The organism is Variovorax sp. P1_G12 (assembly GCF_056405555.1).
The window spans coordinates 178,141-196,777 of record NZ_JBFUBW010000006.1 but is presented as its reverse complement, the minus strand read 5'-3'; the positions used below and the strand labels follow the sequence as shown (position 1 = coordinate 196,777).

Annotated in this window: 17 protein-coding genes; 7 read left to right on the top strand and 10 right to left on the bottom strand. The window is 67.8% G+C overall.

The features are described 5' to 3' along the window. Positions 1–24: 24 nt before the first annotated feature. On the bottom strand, positions 25–579 hold the full coding sequence (locus AC1D2O_RS09295; RefSeq protein ID WP_478089814.1) for a peroxiredoxin: 555 nt from the start codon (positions 577–579) through the stop codon (positions 25–27). Between the two features lie 93 nt (positions 580–672). On the opposite strand from AC1D2O_RS09295, the gene AC1D2O_RS09290 reads away from it, so the two are divergent. The 4 genes from AC1D2O_RS09290 (at position 673) to AC1D2O_RS09275 (ending at position 3,701) form a co-directional block, all read left to right on the top strand. Then, positions 673–2,250, top strand: coding sequence for a phospholipase D-like domain-containing protein (locus tag AC1D2O_RS09290; RefSeq protein ID WP_478089815.1), 1,578 nt, complete (start codon positions 673–675; stop codon positions 2,248–2,250). Between the two features lie 60 nt (positions 2,251–2,310). Continuing rightward, on the top strand, positions 2,311–2,661 hold the full coding sequence (locus tag AC1D2O_RS09285; protein ID WP_478089816.1) for a hypothetical protein: 351 nt from the start codon (positions 2,311–2,313) through the stop codon (positions 2,659–2,661). Then, positions 2,654–2,899, top strand: a complete 246-nt coding sequence (locus AC1D2O_RS09280) for a hypothetical protein (RefSeq protein ID WP_478089817.1) — start codon at positions 2,654–2,656, stop codon at positions 2,897–2,899. Before AC1D2O_RS09285 ends, AC1D2O_RS09280 begins: the two co-directional genes overlap by 8 nt. Positions 2,900–3,134: 235 nt before the next feature. Further along, the gene (locus AC1D2O_RS09275; RefSeq protein ID WP_478089818.1) at positions 3,135–3,701 is read left to right on the top strand and encodes a hypothetical protein; all 567 of its coding nucleotides are present in this window, start codon (positions 3,135–3,137) and stop codon (positions 3,699–3,701) included. A 10-nt stretch (positions 3,702–3,711) separates the two neighbouring features. Here AC1D2O_RS09275 and AC1D2O_RS09270 read toward each other — a convergent pair whose 3' ends face one another. Together AC1D2O_RS09270 and AC1D2O_RS09265 are read right to left on the bottom strand one after the other, a co-directional pair. Beyond that, positions 3,712–4,080, bottom strand: a complete 369-nt coding sequence (locus AC1D2O_RS09270) for a nuclear transport factor 2 family protein (protein ID WP_478089819.1) — start codon at positions 4,078–4,080, stop codon at positions 3,712–3,714. A gap of 5 nt (positions 4,081–4,085) precedes the next feature. After that, the gene (locus AC1D2O_RS09265; protein WP_478156776.1) at positions 4,086–6,599 is read right to left on the bottom strand and encodes a sodium-translocating pyrophosphatase; all 2,514 of its coding nucleotides are present in this window, start codon (positions 6,597–6,599) and stop codon (positions 4,086–4,088) included. 252 nt (positions 6,600–6,851) lie between these two features. Between AC1D2O_RS09265 and ppa the strand changes: the two genes are divergently transcribed. Continuing rightward, positions 6,852–7,379 carry an inorganic diphosphatase gene (ppa, locus tag AC1D2O_RS09260; RefSeq protein WP_478156775.1) on the top strand — a complete coding sequence of 176 codons (528 nt, stop codon included), beginning with the start codon at positions 6,852–6,854 and terminating at the stop codon, positions 7,377–7,379. On the opposite strand, the gene AC1D2O_RS09255 is transcribed toward ppa, so the two are convergent. The 6 genes from AC1D2O_RS09255 to AC1D2O_RS09230 form a co-directional block, all read right to left on the bottom strand. Continuing rightward, complete coding sequence (locus tag AC1D2O_RS09255; protein ID WP_478089715.1) at positions 7,369–10,509, bottom strand: CusA/CzcA family heavy metal efflux RND transporter; 3,141 nt, start codon at positions 10,507–10,509, stop codon at positions 7,369–7,371. The two genes, ppa and AC1D2O_RS09255, sit on opposite strands and share 11 nt — an antisense overlap. 12 nt (positions 10,510–10,521) lie before the next feature. Further along, a complete protein-coding gene (locus AC1D2O_RS09250) occupies positions 10,522–11,793 on the bottom strand; it encodes an efflux RND transporter periplasmic adaptor subunit (RefSeq protein WP_478089716.1) in 1,272 nt (423 codons plus the stop codon). After that, on the bottom strand, positions 11,790–13,064 hold the full coding sequence (locus AC1D2O_RS09245) for a TolC family protein (RefSeq protein ID WP_478156773.1): 1,275 nt from the start codon (positions 13,062–13,064) through the stop codon (positions 11,790–11,792). The genes AC1D2O_RS09250 and AC1D2O_RS09245 overlap by 4 nt, the downstream gene beginning before the upstream one ends. A gap of 72 nt (positions 13,065–13,136) precedes the next feature. Beyond that, positions 13,137–13,490 carry a cobalt-zinc-cadmium resistance protein gene (locus tag AC1D2O_RS09240; RefSeq protein ID WP_478089718.1) on the bottom strand — a complete coding sequence of 118 codons (354 nt, stop codon included), beginning with the start codon at positions 13,488–13,490 and terminating at the stop codon, positions 13,137–13,139. A 49-nt stretch (positions 13,491–13,539) separates the two neighbouring features. After that, the gene (locus AC1D2O_RS09235; protein WP_478089719.1) at positions 13,540–14,799 is read right to left on the bottom strand and encodes a GNAT family N-acetyltransferase; all 1,260 of its coding nucleotides are present in this window, start codon (positions 14,797–14,799) and stop codon (positions 13,540–13,542) included. Beyond that, a complete protein-coding gene (locus AC1D2O_RS09230; RefSeq protein ID WP_478089720.1) occupies positions 14,796–15,710 on the bottom strand; it encodes a DMT family transporter in 915 nt (304 codons plus the stop codon). The genes AC1D2O_RS09235 and AC1D2O_RS09230 overlap by 4 nt, the downstream gene beginning before the upstream one ends. A gap of 167 nt (positions 15,711–15,877) precedes the next feature. Here AC1D2O_RS09230 and AC1D2O_RS09225 point away from each other — a divergent pair, with 167 nt between their 5' ends. Continuing rightward, on the top strand, positions 15,878–17,572 hold the full coding sequence (locus AC1D2O_RS09225; RefSeq protein WP_478089721.1) for an NAD+ synthase: 1,695 nt from the start codon (positions 15,878–15,880) through the stop codon (positions 17,570–17,572). Next, the gene (locus tag AC1D2O_RS09220; protein ID WP_286368035.1) at positions 17,569–17,907 is read left to right on the top strand and encodes a P-II family nitrogen regulator; all 339 of its coding nucleotides are present in this window, start codon (positions 17,569–17,571) and stop codon (positions 17,905–17,907) included. The genes AC1D2O_RS09225 and AC1D2O_RS09220 overlap by 4 nt, the downstream gene beginning before the upstream one ends. Before the next feature lie 132 nt (positions 17,908–18,039). On the opposite strand, the gene AC1D2O_RS09215 is transcribed toward AC1D2O_RS09220, so the two are convergent. Next, entirely contained in the window at positions 18,040–18,630 is a 591-nt protein-coding gene (locus AC1D2O_RS09215; protein ID WP_478156772.1) for an LOG family protein, read from the bottom strand. Positions 18,631–18,637 lie beyond the last annotated feature (7 nt).

Here is an 18,637-nt window from a genome sequence, read left to right as displayed (position 1 = left end):
ACGGTCCGCCGTCGCGTTTCGCGTTCAGCGTGCAGCGGCTGCCTTCGGCAGCGCGCGCAGCGCATTCAGCATGCGCTCGACATGCTTGTCCGGATTCAGGTTCTGGTAGTAGTAGGCGACCTTGCCGTTGGGCGCGACCACGTAGGACAGTCGGTTGGCGAAATCCGGCCGGGTCTGCATCAGCGCGTCGAAACCCTCGATCACGGCCTTCGACTGGTCCGACGCCACCGGAAAGCGGCTTTGGCAGGACTTGACCGAGAACTTCGCGAGGGTGTCGATGTCGTCGGCCGACACACCGATCACGGTGGCGCCGAGCGCCGCGAACTGGTCGATGGCTTCGGCGAAGGCATGCGCCTCGATGGAGCAGTCGTTCGAGTCCGCTGCCGGGAAGAAATAGACCACCACCGGCCCCTGGGCGAGCGCGTCGGCCAGCGAGTAGCGGAAAGTCTTGCCGCCCAGCGCCGCGGTGGCGGTGAATCTGGGCACCGCGTCGCCGATGTCGAGGGCGGCGAGGGCGGGCGCGGCCAGGGCGGCGGCGAAGGCAACGAAAGTTGCGCGCGCGGCGATCGATAGCATCATGATGTAACCCCGGGTGAGAGCGTTTCGAATTCTAGGACCGCATCCCGTCTCGCGGCGGTTCGATGCATGCGCGCCAGCAATGAGGAAATTGACATGACGATTGGCCTGGATCGCTGGCTCCGCCTGACGCTGGCCTGTGCCGGCATCGCGCTGCTGGGCGCCTGCGGCTCGCTGCCGATTTCGCGCGACCGCCCGGCCGAATACGCCGCGGCGCCCGACCGCTCGACCCGGCTGGCGAAGATCGTCGCGGATTCGACGCCGCCCGGGGAGCACTCCGGCTTTCGCCTGATGCCGTTGGGCGTCTATTCGCTCGACGCCCGCGTCCAGCTCGCCCAGCGGGCCCAGCAGTCGCTGGTGGTGCAGTACTACCAGCTCGAGAACGATGCCACCGGCCGGCTCCTGATGCGTGCCCTGCGCGAGGCCGCCGGGCGCGGCGTGAAGGTGCGGGTGCTGGTGGACGATCTCTACACCGCGAAGAGCCAGCAGCCGCTGCTGGCGCTGGCGCAGACGCCGAATGTGGAGGTTCGCCTCTTCAATCCCTTCTGTTGCGGCCGGGACGGCTTCCTGTCGCGCTTCCTCGCTTCCCCGCAGGAGATCGGGCGGCTCAACCACCGCATGCACAACAAGCTCTTCATCGCCGACGGCGTGGTGGCGGTGGTCGGCGGGCGCAACATCGCGGATGAGTATTTCGTGCTCAGCGAGGCGCAGAACTTCATCGACATGGACGCGCTGGTCGTCGGCAAGGTGGTGGCCGAACTCGAGGCGATCTTCGACGACTACTGGAATGCCGAACAGGTCTGGCCGATCGCCGAGATCGTCCGCGGCCCGGGCGGGCGCAAGCCCGGCGCCGAGGAGTTCGATGCCTGGATCGGCATGAGTTCCCCGCCGCCAAAAATCGTGTTGCCGCCGTCGGACGTGCTCGGCTACGGACCGATCGCCGAGGAGCTGGATGGTGGCCGGATGGGTCTCCTCTGGGGCGAGGCGCACGCCATCGCCGACCCGCCGACCAAGCCGGCCACCATGAGCGCCGACGACGCGCTCGCCACCAGCGTGACCATGAAGGTCTGGGGCCTGCTGATGGACGCCAGGACCGAGGTCGACCTGACGTCGCCCTACCTGGTGCCCGGCGAGAAGGGGATGGCCGCGTTCGAGGACCTGTCGCGGCGCAAGGTCAAGCTGACGCTGCTGACCAACTCGCTGGCCGCCAACGACGAACCGCTGGTCCATACCGGCTACGCGCGCTACCGCGAGCGCCTGCTCGCGACGGGCGCCGACCTGTACGAACTGAGCCCGGAGCGCACCACCGCCAACAAGCGCTTCGACATGTTCGGCAACTCGCTCGGCCGGCTGCATGCCAAGACGGCTGCGATCGACCGCCGACGCATCTTCGTCGGCTCGATGAACCTGGACCCGCGCTCGGCGACCCAGAACACCGAAATGGGCGTGGTGGTCGACAGCCCCCAACTGGCGCGCGAGATGCTGCGGGTCATCAACATCAGCAAGCTGCAGAATTCCTACCGCCTGCGGCTGGACAAGCGCACCGGCGCGATCGAGTGGCTCACCACCGACGGGGAGAAGGAAGTGATCCTGACGTCGGAGCCCGAATCGGGCTTCTTCAAGCGGTTCTACAACTCCCTGATCGCGCCGATCGTGCCGGAGATGCTGCTGTAGGCTCGGGGGATGGTCCTTTTCCGCCCTTGCAATCCGCCGCCGCCGCCCCACATGCTGTGCATGAACGCTACCCATACTCCCGTGCACAAGGCCGATCTGGCCGTGACGCATGTCCTGGCCCAGCTCCTCGAGCGGCTGGAGCACAGCGCCGTGCCGGTAGGCCCCGAGCAATACCGGTCGGTCGTGATGCACCTGGTCGATCAATTCCGCGATTCCGAGCCCGGCGCCGAACTCGGCCAGCTGCTGGATGCCTATCCCGCCGCCTCGCAGGTGTACGAGAACCTCAACTACCAGCACGCCGGCCTGTGCCGTTCGGCGCTCGATGCCTCGCTCGCGGCCGAACTGGCCGCCAAGACGGCCATCGGGCGTGCCATGCACAGCGACGGTCCCCCGGAAGCCGCCCATGAGTAAGACCGACGTCAAGACCGCGGTGGTGGCCGACGGGCTGCGCTACAAGGCCAAGGCGCCGGGTTCTCCGTTTCGTGCCTCGGCTTCGTTCAGCGGCGCCACGATGTCCTGCTTCATGTGCGGCAAGCACCGCGTGCGCTCCCAGATGCGGACCCGCCAGCTGCTCGGAAAATCGCAGACGGTCTGCGCGCCTTCCTGCAAGGCGCTCGACGAATTGATGGAATCGGCCGGGACCGCCTGAGAACTGGTGGGACATGCCTCGCCTATGAGGGTTGGCGAGGCAATTGATTTCATCTAATTAATACTTCATTCCGCCTATCCAGTCGCGGACATTCGAACTACAGTTAGAAACAATTGATGCGAATAGTTGCGTCAATACCTAAGTTCTAATTAATCGTAGCTTCAATGATCCCAATGAAGACCACTGCTTCGAACGGGTCGGGTCTGCGTCGAATGCACGCGAAAGGACGGCCCCTGTGAGCTCACCGCGTCACGTCATCATGCAGGTCGTCAAGCGCTCGGGTGGCGCCACGCATCACGTCGAGTTCTGCATCGACGACAACTTTGCCGAGCGTCTCAGGCAACTGCGCTCGCTGGTGCCGCCGCTCAACGCGCTCAACAAGCAGCGCGACCTGGTCATCGACAAGGTGCGTGTCCGGCTGCCGACCGCCATCTGGCGCTGCGGCGGCGACATCGACAGCTCGGTGGAAGGCTCGTGCATCGTGATCGCCGCCGAGGGTTTCTTCAACTGCGGCGCCAAGGACCGCAAGACGAAGGAAAAGCTCGTCACCTATACGTTCCCGATCGCGCGGCTGATCGAGCTGCACATGGAGCGGCCGGCGGCCGAGACCTTCTACATTCGCGACGGCATCTTCACCAACGACGAGCCGGCCGAGTCCGCGGCCGGCCGCTGGGTCGCCTCGCTGCACGAGCTGGAGGACATGCGCGTGCCCGAGGCGCCGTCCGATTTCGACACCCTGCAGGGCGTGCCGCTGCGTGCCGAGCAAAGCACGCCGCCGGCCCGCGGCGTCAGCCTGAACTGAGCGTCCCCAGTCAGTCCGGCTTCATCTGCACGGGATCGTAGAAGAACTCTTCCTGCGCGATGCGCTCGCCGTCCCAGCGCTGCCAGGCGAGTTCTTCGATGCGCATGCGGCGCCCATCGTTGCCGGTGAAGTCGAAGATCCAGCGGATCACGACATGGTCGCCGTTCACGCACACCGGCCGCACGCAATGCGAGACCACCGAAGCGGTTCGGGCGAGCACTGCGCGTTCATGCGCCACAAGTACCGCGCGGCCGCGCCGGGGCTCGGCCTGGTTCTCGCGCATCGACGCATCCTCGGTATAGAAATCCTCGATCGCCTGCGCGTGCTGGCCGCTCTCAACTGCGGCGATGAAGGCTTCGAGCGTCGCGGTCGAAGGCATCGCTGCTACTGCAGCTTCACTTCGACCCGGCGCGCTTCCGCCGGCGGTCCGTCGGCCTGGGCCTGGGCAGGCTTGGCGAGCTCGACCTTGTCTTCCGGCACGCCGGCGATCTTGAGGGCTGCCCCCACCGCCATCGCGCGCTGCTTGGCGAGTTCGGCATTCTTCTCGGGGTCGCCGGTGGCGTCGTGGTAGCCGCTCACCAGCACGCGGCCGCCGCTCTGCACGGATTTCACGATCTCGGCCAGCGCTGCGCTGGAGCCCGCCGGTACTTCGGCGCTGCTGGTGGCGAAATAGAACTTGATCACGCCGCCCTCGGCCTTGATCGAGGCACCGCCGTCGGCCGCGGCCACTGACGCTGCCGCAGGTGCCGCCGCAGCGGGCGCCGCGGCAGGCGCCGCCGGTGCGGTGACGGGCGGCGGGGCCGCGGCCGGCGCCGTCATCGCACCCGCATCGCCGGCGTGGAACTTGACCACCAGCGGCACGATCAGGAGCGCCACGATGTTGATGATCTTGATCAGCGGATTGACCGCCGGGCCGGCCGTGTCCTTGTAGGGGTCGCCGACGGTGTCGCCGGTGACCGCCGCCTTGTGCGCCTCGGAGCCCTTGCCGCCGTGGTGGCCGTCCTCGATGTACTTCTTGGCGTTGTCCCAGGCCCCGCCGCCGGTGCACATCGAGATCGCGACGAACAGGCCGGTGACGATGGTGCCCATCAGCAGGCCGCCCAGCGCCTTGGGTCCGAGCACCAGGCCGACCACGATCGGCACCACCACGGGCAGCAGCGAGGGGATCATCATTTCCTTGATCGCCGCCCCGGTCAGCATGCTCACGGCGCGGCCGTATTCGGGCTTCCCGGTGCCTTCCATGATGCCGGGGATCTCGCGGAACTGACGGCGCACCTCCTCGACGACCGAGCCGGCCGCGCGGCCCACGGCTTCCATCGCCATCGCGCCGAACAGGTAGGGGATCATGCCGCCGATGAACAGGCCGACGATCACCATCGGGTCGCTCAGGTTGAAGCTGATCGCCAGCCCGTAGCCTTCGAGCTTGTGGGTGTAGTCGGCGAACAGCACCAGTGCCGCGAGGCCGGCCGAGCCGATGGCATAGCCCTTGGTCACGGCCTTGGTGGTGTTGCCCACCGCGTCCAGCGGGTCGGTGACGTCGCGAACGCTGGCCGGCAGCTCCGACATCTCGGCGATGCCGCCGGCGTTGTCGGTGATGGGGCCGTAGGCGTCGAGCGCCACCACGATGCCCGCCATGCTGAGCATCGCGGTGGCAGCCACTGCGATGCCGTAGAGGCCGCCCAGCGTGTACGAGGCCAGGATCGCGATGCAGACGCAGATCACCGGCCAGGCGGTGGAACGCATCGAGACGCCGAGGCCGGCAATGATGTTGGTGCCGTGGCCGGTGGTCGAGGCCTGCGCGATGTGCCTGACCGGCGAGTACTGGGTGCCGGTATAGAACTCGGTGATCCAGACCAGCGCCGCGGTCAGCGCCAGGCCGACGAAGCAGGCGCCGAACAGCTTCAGCTGGCTGCCCGAGGGTGCGATGGCGTTGTCCGGGATCAGCCAGCTGGTCACGAACCAGAAGGCGATCAGCGACAGGATGCCCGCCACCGCCAGGCCCTTGTACAGCGCCGGCATCACGTTCACCATGCCCGGCGAGGCCTTGACGAAGAAGCAGCCGATGATCGACGCGATGATCGACACGCCGCCGAGCGCCAGCGGGTACATCACCGCATTGACGGGCGCCGCCGTCACCATCAGCGCGCCCAGCACCATGGTCGCGATCAGCGTCACCGCATAGGTCTCGAACAGGTCGGCCGCCATGCCGGCGCAGTCGCCGACGTTGTCGCCCACGTTGTCGGCGATCACCGCCGGATTGCGCGGGTCGTCCTCGGGGATGCCGGCCTCGACCTTGCCCACCAGGTCGGCGCCGACGTCGGCGCCCTTGGTGAAGATGCCGCCGCCGAGCCGCGCGAAGATCGAGATCAGCGAGGAGCCGAAGGCGAAGCCGATCAGCGGATTGAGCAGGTTCGCGAGGTTCTTGTCCGGCGTCAGCGCGCCGTTGCCGGCGAGGAACCAGTAGAAGGCCGAGACGCCCAGCAGGCCGAGCCCCACTACCAGCATGCCGGTGATGGCGCCGCCGCGGAAAGCCACGTCCAGCGCCGGGCCGATGCCCTGGGTCGCGGCCTGCGCGGTACGCACGTTGGCGCGCACCGACACATTCATGCCGATGAACCCGCAGGCACCCGAGAGCACCGCGCCGATGATGAAGCCGACCGCCGTGGTGACGTCGAGAAAGATCCCGATCAGGATCGCCAGCACGATGCCGACCACCGCGATGGTGCGGTACTGCTTGGCCAGATAGGCCGCAGCGCCGGTCTGGATCGCGGCTGCGATCTCCTGCATTCGGGCGTTGCCCGGGTCCTTGGACAGAATCCAGCTGCGCGCCCAGAAACCATAGCCCACGGCCACCAGGCCGCAGACGATGGCGAGGACGAGAGGGGTGTTGCCAGTCATGCCTTGCTTCTCCAGTCGTTCGTTGTAACTAATGGAGACGAAAGCCCGACCCTGTGCGCAACGCGTACGGGACAGTGCTTCCGCCGCGTTGCTTCCTCGAAGCCCCGGTGCCGCGAAGGGCAGGGACCGATTGGCCAACGTAGGCAATTTACAGGCAAAAGTGACTTTCTGTGCGACCGTGCTGTGACATGGAAAGTAAACTTCGGGTTTGTCCGCATCCCTCTAACACTTTCAACTACTCCAAGACAGACCATGTCCCTCGGCCAAGTTTCCCCCGGCAAAGACGCCCCCGAAGCCTTCAATGTCGTCATCGAGATCCCGATGAACGCCGACCCGATCAAGTACGAAGTCGACAAGGAATCCGGCGCGATCTTCGTCGACCGCTTCATGACGACCGCGATGCACTACCCGACCAACTACGGCTACGTGCCGCAGACCCTGTCGGGCGACGGCGATCCGGTCGACGTGCTGGTGATCACGCCCTGGGCGCTGGTGCCGGGCGTGGTGGTGCCCTGCCGGCCGATCGGCATCCTGATGATGGAAGACGAGGCCGGCGTCGACGGCAAGGTGCTCGCCGTGCCGACCGACAAGGTGCTGCCGATCTACAGCCACTGGAAGAAGGTCGAGGACGTGAATCCGATGCGCCTGAAGGCCATCACCCACTTCTTCGAGCACTACAAGGACCTGGAAGCCGGCAAGTGGGTCAAGGTGCTGGGCTGGGAAGGCATCGATGCCGCCAAGAAGGAAATCATGGACGGCATCGCGAACTTCAAGAAGTAGGGTCGTCGGCCTCGCGCCGATGCGCCAGACGGTACAGCAGCGGCAGCACCAACAGCGTCAGCGCGGTCGACGACAGGATGCCGCCGATCACCACCGTGGCCAGCGGCCGCTGCACCTCGGCGCCGGTGCCCGTGGCGATGGCCATCGGGACGAAGCCCAGCGACGCCACCAATGCCGTCATCAGCACCGGCCGCAGCCGGGTCAGCGCGCCTTCGTGGATGGCCTGGTCGAGGCTGCGGCCCTCGTCGCGCAGGTTGCGGATGAACGACAGCATCACCAGCCCGTTGAGCACCGCCACGCCTGACAGCGCGATCAGCCCGACCGCGGCCGAGATCGAAATCGGGATGTCGCGCAGCCACAGCGCAACGATGCCGCCGGTCAGCGCGAACGGGATGCCGGTGAAGACCAGCAGCCCGTCCTTCAGGTTGCCGAACATCGCGAACAGCAGCACCAGGACCAGCAGCAGTGCCACCGGTATGACGACCTTGAGCCGCGCCGTCGCCGATTCGAGCTGCTCGAAGGTGCCGCCCCAGGTGTTCCAGTAGCCGGTCGGCAGCTTGACCCCGGCCTGCAGCGCCGCCTCGGCTTCGGGCACGAAGCTGCCGATGCTTCGGCCCTGCACGTTGGCGCTGACCACGATGCGGCGCTTGCCGTTCTCGCGCGAGACCTGGTTCGGCCCGGGCGCGATCTCCAGCGTGGCGAGCTCTGACAGCGGCACGAAGGCGCTGCGGCCGTTGCCGTCCTTCGGCAGCGCGATCGGCAGCCGGCCCAGCGCCTCGATGTCGCCGCGCACCGACTCCGGCAGCCGCACGACGATGTCGAAGCGGCGGTCGCCCTGGAAGAAGGTGCCTGCTTCCTTGCCGCCGATGGCGATCGAGACCGCCTCCTGCACCTCGTTCATGTTCAGGCCGTGGCGCGTGGCCTTGGCGCGGTCGATGTTCACGCTGAGCATCGGCAGTCCGGTGGTCTGCTCGACCTTCACTTCCGTCGCTCCGGGGACCGCCTGCAGCACGGCGGCGATGCGGTTGGCGGTGTCGTTCAGCACCTCGTTGTCGTCGCCGAAGACCTTGACCGCGACGTCCGAGCGCACGCCCGAGATCAGTTCGTTGAAGCGCAGCTGGATCGGCTGCGAGAACTCGTAGTTGTTGCCCGGCAGCTGGGCGACCTCCTCGCGCACTGCGGCCAGCAGTTCTTCACGCGTCCTGCGCGGCGTGGGCCACTGCGACTCGGGCTTGAGCATGATGTAGCCGTCGGAGATGTTCGGCGGCATCGGGTCGGACGCGATTTCCGCCGTCCCGGTGCGCGCGAAGATGCGTTCGATCTCGGGAAACTTCTGCTTCAGCCGCTCTTCGATGCGCGCCTGCATCTCGACCGATTGCGTGAGGCTGGTGCCCGGTATGCGCAATGCCTGGATCGAGAAATCGCCTTCGTTCAGATTGGGCACGAACTCCCGGCCCAGCCGGCTCCCCGCCAGCAGCGACAGCGCCACGATCACGACCACGGCCGTCAGCACCACGGGGGTGTTGGCGATGCTGTGACGCAGTGCCGGCGCGTACCAGCGCCGGGCCCATTGCATCAGCCGGTTCTCCTTCTCGGCGACCTTGTCGCCGATGAACAGCGCGACCGCCGCCGGCACGAAGGTGACCGAGAGGACCATCGCGCCGACCAGCGCGATCACGACCGTGAAGGCCATCGGCTGGAACATCTTCCCCTCGACGCCGGTGAGCGCGAAGATCGGCAGGTAGACGATCATGATGATCAGCTGCCCGAAGATCAGCGGGCGCCGGGCCTCCTTGGATGCCGCGAACACCTCGTGGAAGCGCTCCGAGCGCGTCAGCGGCCGGCCGTGGTGCGCCTGGGCATGGGCGAGCCGCCGCACGCAGTTCTCGACGATCACCACCGCGCCGTCGACGATGATTCCGAAGTCCAGTGCGCCCAGGCTCAGCAGGTTGGCGCTGATCCGGTAGTGCACCATGCCGGTGAAAGTGAACAGCATCGAGAACGGAATCACCAGCGCGGTGATGATCGCCGCGCGGATATTGCCCAGGAACAGGAACAGCACCGCGATCACCAGCACCGCACCTTCGAGCAGGTTCTTCTTCACGGTGGCGATGGCCTTGTCGACCAGCACCGTGCGGTCGTAGACCGTGACCGCCTTCACGCCGGGCGGCAGGTTGCGGTTGATCACGGCCATCTGCCGGTCGACCGCCTGCGAGACCGCGCGGCTGTTTTCCCCGAGCAGCATGAAGACCGTGCCGAGCACCACTTCGCGGCCGTTCTCGGTGGCCGCGCCGGTGCGCAGTTCCTGCCCGATCGATACCTCGGCGACGTCGCGAATACGCACCGGCTGGCCCTGCGCGCTGCCGACGATGATCTCGCGCAGGTCGTCGATCGATTTCACCTGGCCCGGCGCGCGCACCAGGTACTGTTCGCCGCGCCGCTCGATGTAGCCGGCGCCGACGTTGGCGTTGTTGCGCTCCAGTGCCGTGACCACGTCCTGGAGGCTCAGGCCGCGCGCGGCGAGGCGCTCCAGGTCGGGCGCCACCTGGAACTGCTTGTCGAAGCCGCCGATGGTGTTGATCTCCGTGACGCCCGGCACGTTGCGCAGTTGCGGCTTGATGACCCAGTCCTGGATCTCGCGCAGGTCGGTCGGCGTGTAGGGGGTGCCGTCGGGCTTCCTCGCATCGTCATCGGCCTCCACAGTCCACAGGTAGATTTCGCCGAGGCCGCTGGAGATCGGGCCCATGGTGGGCGTCACGCCGTCGGGCAGCTTGTCCCTGGCCTCCTGCATGCGCTGGTTGACGAGCTGGCGTGCGAAGTGGATGTCGGTGCCGTCCTTGAAGATCACGGTCAGCTGCGACAGGCCGTAGCGCGACAGCGACCGGGTCTGTTCCAGGCCCGGCAGCCCGGCCATCACCGACTCGATCGGGTAGGTGACGCGCTGCTCCATCTCGAGCGGCGAGTAGCCGGGCGCCGAGGTGTTGACCTGCACCTGGACATTGGTGATGTCCGGTATCGCGTCGATGGGCAGGCGCCCGTAGTTGTAGATGCCGAGGGCGCTCATTCCGAGCACGGCGAGGATCACCAGCCATCGCTGTTCGATGGCGAAGCGTATGAGGCGTTCGAACATGTGTCTCGCGCCTCAGTGGGTGTGGCTCGCGCCGGCTTTGCCGAGCTCGGACTTGAGGACGTAGGTGTTCGAGCTGGCGTAGCGGGCGCCCGGCTCCAGGCCCTGCGTGATCTCGACGAAAGGACCACCCCTGCGGCCCAGGGTCACCGGCTGCGCGACGAAGCCGCCGGGCACGGCCAGGAAGACCACGCTCCGGTCGTCGAGCGTCTGCACCGCATCGGCGCGCACGGTCACCGGCGCCTCGGCCTCCTGCGTGATCACGGTCACCGTGACGAACAGCCCGGGCCGCCACGCGAGCTGCGGATTGGCCAGTGTGACGCGCGCCTTCGCGGTGCGCGTCTGTTCGCCGATCAGCGCGCCGACATAGGACACGGTGCCCTCGGCCTTGACGCTGGAAGCCGTGGAGCTCACGAGCACCTTGCCGCCGACGCGGACGCGGTCGATGTCCTGCGCGGGCACGGCCATCTCGGCCCACACCGAGGAGAGGTCCGACAGCGTGAAGACACTGGCGTCCTCGCGCACCGCCTCGCCGAGCGCCATGTGCTTCTCGACGATGGTGCCCTCGAAAGGCGCGCGCAGCTCGAACTGGTTCAGCGCGCCCGACGCATTCGCAGCGCCGCCGACCGCGCCGAGCTTCTGCTGCGCGTTCTGCAGTGCGATCCGCGCTTCCTGCAGCGCCGTACGGGCCTGCAGATAGTCCTGCTCGGCCGAGATCTTGTCCTTCCAGAGTTTCTCTTCTCGCTCGTAGGTCGAGCGGGCGAGTTCGAGGCGCCGCTGCGCGGTCAGCAGTTCGCTGCGCTGCTCGGACAATGCGGAGCTGGCGATCACGGCCAGCAGCTGGCCCTTGCGGACCTGCTGGCCCAGTTGCACGGGCACGCTTTCGACCACTCCAGCGAGCCGCGGCACCACGTGGGCGGTCCGGTCCTCGTTGAAGCGGATCTCGCCCGGCAGCTGCAGCGTGACCTGCACGCGGGCGCTGCCGGCCACCTGCTGTTCGATGCCGGCGGCCTCGATCTGCCCGGCGGAGAGTTCGACCCTTTCCTGTTTTTCTTCCGTTGCGCCGTGGGCGTTCGCCTTGTCGCCATGGCCTTGGGACTCCTTGTGGCCGGCGGCGGATTCCTTGCCGTGGTGCTCGTGGTCGTCATGGCCGGCGGCTTCTTCATGCCCATGGCCCGCACCGGCGCTTTCCGGCGAGCCTCCGGTCATCCGCATGGCGGCGCCCGCGAGCGCGCCCAGGATCACGATGGCCGCGATCGCGACCTTCTGCTTGTTCGAGAGTGTCATTTCGCTGCCTGTTCGTGGGGTTGGCGACCGAGAATCCGGTCGAGGGTCGTGGCGGCCTGGTAGGCGCTGGTCACGACATCGACATAGCGCACGCGCGCCTGCAGCAGGCTGCGCTGGGCGTCGAGCACGTCGAGGAAGCCGAACTTGCCGGCCTCGAAGCCACGCGTCGCCGCGTCGTGTGCCTGCTGTGCGGCCGGAAGGATCGTGGCCTTCAGCATCTCGGCCGACGCGCGGGCGCGCGCGAGGCGGCTCGACGCCTGCTGCACCTCATTCACGAGCCGGGTGCGCGCCGCCCGCAAGTCGTCCTCGGCCTTGGCCGCGCGGCTGCTGGCGGCCTGGAGCCAGCCCTGGTTGCGGTCGAACAAGGGCAGGGGCACGGTGAGTCCCACGATGGCCTGCGTGATCTGCGTCTCGTTGAGCCGCTTGGTCCCGACGTTCAGCGTGAGGTCCGGGTACTGCTTGCTGCGCTCGACGTCCACGCCGGCCTGGCGTCTTTCGAATTCGAGCCGGCTCGCCGTCAGCGCGGGCGAGGTATCGAGTTCGGCCAGCAGCTGCTGCACCCCGGGCCGCACCGGCCAGGCATCGAGGTCGCCGCGCACCTGGGCATAGGCCAGTTCGGGGCTGCCCCAGAACGAGGCCAGAGCCTGTCGCGCGGTTTGCAGTTCGGCTTGCGCATCGGCCAGTTCCAGCGCGGCGTTGGCCTGTTCCACCCGCGCTCGGGTTTCGTCCACCGGCGAGATCTTGCCGGCCGTGACCCTGCGGGCCGTGACTTCGGCGCCGCGGGCGGCGAGGTCGGCCGAACCGGCCGCGAGCGTCACGCGCTCTTGCGCCACCAGCACGCGAAAGAAGGCCGCGACGAGCTCGGCGCGCAGATCGGCCTGCGCTCCGGCCAGTGCGGCGCGGGCCAGGTCGGTTGTTCGCTCGGCTTCCGCCACGCGCGCGGCGCGCTTGCCACCGAGCTCGAGCGGAATGTTGAGCTGGGTGGTCGTGGTTCGAAAGGCCTGGCGCTCGTCCTCGACCAGCAGGGCCAGTTCCGGATTCGGCAGCAGGCCGGCCTGCTGCCGCTCGCCTTCGCTGGCCTCGATCTCGCGGCGGGCCGCCGACACGCTCGGGCTGTAGGCCTCCGCGAGGGCCGAGGCCGTCGCCAGGGTCAGCGCATTCGCAGGATCGTGGCTGCGGGAAGTTGAAGAAGAAGTCTCAGGCTGGGCCTGGACGTGGAAGGGACTGGACAAGGCGGCCGCCAGCCCGAGCGGCCATAGAAGTCTTCGCATCGAATCTCATGAGGGTTGAACCAGAGGATTCGGCGGGACGGAAACGGGGATGTGTGTTGCGCGTCTCGCCGGTCAAGCGAGACGGGGCCACTGAGGCCGGTCGGGTGCGCGCGGCTGCGCGGACAGGTAGTGCTGCGGCGGCACCGACGCGCGCCCTGGCCTGAGGTCGGGTGCGTGGGTCGAGCCGTCCGATGCCGGCAGCGGCAGCGCGCAGGACGCGTGGCAGGCGCCGCAGTCGTTGTCGAGCAGACCCTGGCCCGAGGCGGCCTTCTGCGGGTCGGCCTGATGAAGGTGGCCGTGATGTCCGATGTGTGTCGCGTGGCCCGGATTGCTCTCGTGAGCGCAATAGGCGCTGGCACTGGCCCAGGTCAGCTGCAGGGGCAGCAGCAGCGCGAGCAGGAACCAGAATCGGTGCAATCGGGACATCGGCGCGGAGTATAGAAGGGGGCCGCTTGTCCCTGCGCCGCCCAGGCCTTCATTCGTCGTGGCGAAACGGGCTGCGTTCGCCCAGGTGGTCCAGGTAGTTCTCGATGCCCGCGCCTTCGCGCTCCAGGAAGCGCTCCACCGCGTCGGCGAAGGACGGGTGTGCCAGCCAGTGCGCACTGGTGGTGCGCACCGGCATCAGCGCGCGCGCCATCTTGTGCTCGCCCTGCGCGCCGCCCTCGAAGCGCCCGACGCCGTGCGCGATGCACCACGCGAGCGGCTGGTAGTAGCAGGCCTCGAAGTGCAGGCAGTCCACACGCTCGAGCGCACCCCAGTAGCGGCCGTAGGCGATCAGCGGCGCCGGCGAGTCGTCGGCGCCGCCGAGGCCGGCCGACAGCGCGATCAGGCTGGCCGCGATCGGTCGGCCCTCGCGCTCGGCGATGAACAGCAGCCAGGCCTCCGGCATGTCGGAGGCCATCCGGTGGAAGAATTCGCGGTTCAGGTAGGGCGGGTTGCCGTGCTCGCGGTAGGTGCGGTCGTAGCAGCGATAGAAGAAATCCCAGTCCGCACCGCTGATGTCCGTGCCGCGCGACCAGCGAAAGCTCACCCCGGCGTCGTGCACCTTGCGGCGTTCCTGGCGGATCTTCTTGCGCTTGTCGTGCGACAGGCTGGCGAGGAAGGCGTCGAAGTCCTTCCATGGGCTGGTTTCCCCGCCGGGCAGCGAGGACACGTCAGTGCCGAGCGTGGGGGCCGTGGTCCCCCCACCGGGCAGCCCCGCGGGGGCTGCATTGATCCAGTGGAACTGGACCGTGTGGCGCAGCATCAGTCCGGCTTCGGCGCAGGCGGCGATGTCTTCGTCGGCGCCGAACAGCAGGTGCAGCGAGGACAGTGCTTCCTCCTTGCACCAGGCGACCGCGGCCTGCACCAGCAGCAAGCGGCTTTCCGCGTCGAGCGCCAGGAGGCGGGCGCCCGGCACCGGCGTGAACGGCACGGCGGCGACCGCCTTGGGGTAGTAGGCCAGCCCATGCTGCTGGTAGGCGTTGGCCCAAGCCCAGTCGAAGACGTACTCGCCGTAGGAGTGGTCCTTGACGTAGAGCGGGCAGGCCGCCGCGAGCTGCTTGCCCCGCCACAGCGTGATGAACTGCGGCGTCCAGCCGTTCGCAGGCGAGGCGCAGCCGCTGGCGTCCAGGGCGCACAGGTAGGCATGGCGCATGAAGGGGGAGGGGGCGGACTGCAAGGCCAGCAAGCCGTCCCAGGCCGCCGGGTCGATCTCGGTCGGCGAGCGGTGGATGCGGACGATCGGAGTGCTCAAGGGTGTTCCGTCTTGCGCTTGCCGGCCCCGAAGGACTCGGCGATGTAGATGCCGCCCAGCACCAGGGCCAGCGCCACCGCGTGATAGGCCGACAGTGGCTCGCCGAGGATGAGGACGGCCAGCAGCGGCCCGAAGATCGGCACCAGGTTGAGGAAGACGCCGGCGCGCGCCGGCCCGATCAGCGTCACGGCGTGGATGAAGGTGACCTGCGAGATGAAGCTGGGCAAGAGCCCGATGAACAGCACCAGCGCCACGCCCTTGCCGGTCGGGATGAAGAATTGCCCCAGCGCGATTTCCGCGGCGACGAGCGGCAGCGAGACCACGCAGGCCACCGCGGCGGTCGCCGCAAAGAAAACGATCGCGGGCACCGCGGGGCGTCGCCGCAGCCCCAGGGCATAGCCGGCATACAGCAGGCAGGCGACCACGATCCAGACATCGCCGATGTTGAAGGCCAGGTCGGCCAGCAGCGCGAGTTGACCGCGCGAGGCCACGACCGCGATGCCGCCGAGCGTGAGCACCACGCCGATGATCTGCAGGGCCGTGATCCGGGTGCCGAAGAAGAAGAAACTGCCGATCAGGACGAGCACCGGAATGGTGCCCTGGATGATCGCGATGTTGATCGCCGTCGTGTGATGGGCCGCCGCATAAAAAAGCGCATTGAAGCCCGTGAAGCCAAGGGCCCCCATCAGCGTGATCGAGCGCCAGGACGGCAGCAGCGCGCGCCAGTGCTCGGCGATGGGCTGCCTCGCGGTGATGGCCAGCGCGGCGCAGCAGACGATCCAGCGCGAGAAGGTCAGCATCATCGGCGACACCTCGCCCACCGCCAGCCGCGCGGCCACGGCGTTGGCGCCCCAGATCAGGGTGGTGCACACGAGCAGCAGGTAGGCCTGGCCCTGAGGCCTGGGAAGCACGGAGTCGAAGAAGCTGGCGAAAGAGGAACCTGGGCGCATCGCCCTCCGAGGGTAACAGGGCAAGCCGCCCGAGGCCGGCCGTACGGCGCGCGGCCGCCGGGCCCGGGCCGTCGGGGCGAGCGGCAGGCCCCGATGACATAATCATCCAGCCCTTTTCCTGCTCTGATATGACCCTGAAACTTGCCATCGCGCAGCTCAATTTCGTGGTGGGCGATCTCGCCGGCAACGCGCGCAAGATCGTCGACGCGGCGCGCGACGCCTACGGCCAGGGCGCGCGCCTGCTGCTCACGCCCGAACTGTCGATCTGCGGCTATGCGGCCGAGGATCTGTTCCTGCGCCCGGCCTTCGTCACCGCCTGCGACGACGCGGTGCGCGCCGTCGCCGCCGAACTGGCCGATCTCGACGGCATGGTGGTGGTGGTCGGGCATCCCACGGGCGGCAGCCTGCGCAGCCGGTCGGTCGCGGTGCAGTTGCGCCACAACGCCGCCAGCGTGCTCAGCGAGGGGCGCGTTCTCGACACCTATGCCAAGCGCGAACTGCCGAACTACCAGGTGTTCGACGAGCGCCGCTATTTCACGCCGGGCGAGGGCGTCTGCGTGTTCGAGGCCGGTGGCGTCTCGGTCGGCCTGCTGATCTGCGAGGACGCCTGGTTCGACGCGCCGGCCCAACTCGCGAAGGAGGCCGGCGCCGAGGTCCTCGCGGTCATCAATGCCTCGCCCTTCCATGTCGGCAAGGAAGGCGAGCGCATCGTGCGCATGGCCGAGCGCGCCAGGACGGTGAATTTGCCGCTGGTCTATGCCCATCTCGTCGGCGGCCAGGACGAAGTGGTGTTCGACGGCGCCTCCTTCGCCCTCGAGGCCGATGGCGCAACGGCGCTGCAGGCTGAGAGCTTCAAGGAGCGCCTGGTCTTCGCACAGCTCGAACGCCGCGCTGCCGGCGTCGGCTTCGCGCGCAGCGGCGCAGCCATTGCCGCCCCGCGCGACGCCGAGGCTCAGCTCTGGGATGCGCTGGTGGTGGGCGTGCGCGACTACATCGGCAAGAACGGATTTCCCGGCGCGATCCTCGGGCTGTCCGGCGGGATCGATTCGGCGCTGGTGCTGGCGATCGCGGTCGATGCGCTCGGACGCGACCGCGTGCGCGCCGTGATGATGCCGTCGCCCTACACCGCGGACATCAGCTGGATCGATGCGCGCGAAATGGCCAAGCGGCTCGGCGTGCGCTATGACGAGATCTCGATCAAGCACACTTTCGAATCGTTCCGGGGCGTGCTGGCCGAGGAATTCAAGGGCCTGGCCGAGGATGCGACCGAGGAGAACCTGCAGGCCCGCATCCGCGGCACGCTGCTGATGGCGCTGTCGAACAAGTTGGGCTCGATCGTGCTGACCACCGGCAACAAGAGCGAGATGGCGACCGGCTACTGCACGCTGTACGGCGACATGGCGGGCGGCTTCGCGGTCATCAAGGACCTGCTCAAGACGACGGTGTTCGCGCTGGCGCGCTGGCGCAATGCCCACGATCCGTACGGCACTGGCGCCGAGCCGATCCCCGAGCGCATCATCACCCGGCCGCCGAGCGCCGAGCTGCGGCCCGACCAGACCGACCAGGACAGCCTGCCGCCCTATGACATCCTCGACGGCATCCTGGCGCGCTACATGGAAGACGACGAGGGCATCGACGAGATCATCGCGGCGGGCTACGAGCGCGCCGTGGTCGAGCGGGTGGCCCGCCTGATCAAGATCAACGAGTACAAAAGACGCCAGGCGCCGGTGGGTATCCGCGTCACCCATCGCAGCTTCGGCAAGGATTGGCGCTACCCTATCACCAGCAAGTTCAACGAAACCGCCGGAAGAAAGACCGTATGAAGCAAATCACCGCCATCCTCAAACCGTTCAAGCTCGATGACGTGCGCGAGGCCCTGGCCGAGGTCGGCGTCACCGGGCTCACCGTGACCGAAGTCAAGGGCTTCGGCCGACAGAAGGGGCACACCGAGCTCTACCGCGGCGCCGAGTACGTGGTCGATTTCCTGCCCAAGATGCGCGTCGAAGTGGTGGTCAACGAGGCGGACGTCGAACGCTGCGTCGACGCCATCGTCAGCGCCGCGCGCACCGGCAAGATCGGTGACGGCAAGATCTTCGTCACGAACGTCGAGCGCGTCGTGCGCATCCGCACCGGCGAAGAAGACGAAGCCGCTGTATAAGCTCGCCCCCAGGTTGCTCGGCACTTCGTGTCCGGGCGCCCACCCCATACCGGGGGCGACACCGGCGGCCCGGCGAAGCCGGGCCCGCGGTGTCCCACCAACGAGGGCCTGGCTGCGCCGGCCCCCGCGCGATCAAAGGACTTCTGCGAGTTTGTCCCCCTTGGGGTGACGGCTCGCCTCTTCGGCCAGGGCTTCCAGCAGGGCGGTGGTGTCGGTGCCGGTGCGCACCAGGTCCATCTGCCAGTCGTTCATGAAGCCTTCGCGCACACTGTTGGCCAGGAAGGCCAGCATGCCGTCGTAATAGCCGCCGACGTTGAGGATGCCGACCGGCTTGTCGTGGTAGCCGAGTTGGCGCCAGGTCCAGATCTCGAACAGTTCCTCGAAGGTGCCGATGCCGCCCGGCAGCGCCAGGAAGGCGTCGGCGCGTTCGCCCATCATGGCCTTGCGCTCGTGCATCGTGTCGACCACATGCAGTTCGTCGCTCTGGCGGTTGGCGAGTTCCTTGTCGACCAGGGCTTTCGGGATGATGCCGACCACGCRGCCGCCGGCTGCACGCGTGGCCTCGGCCACGGTGCCCATGAGGCCGGTCCGGCCACCGCCATAGACCAGTTGTCCGCCGCGCTCGCCGATCCAGCGGCCGACCGCTTGCGCCACGGTCGTGAATTCAGGTCGCTCGCCGGGGCGCGAGCCGCAATACACGCATATCGAAAAAGAGGGAGTCATCCCGCAA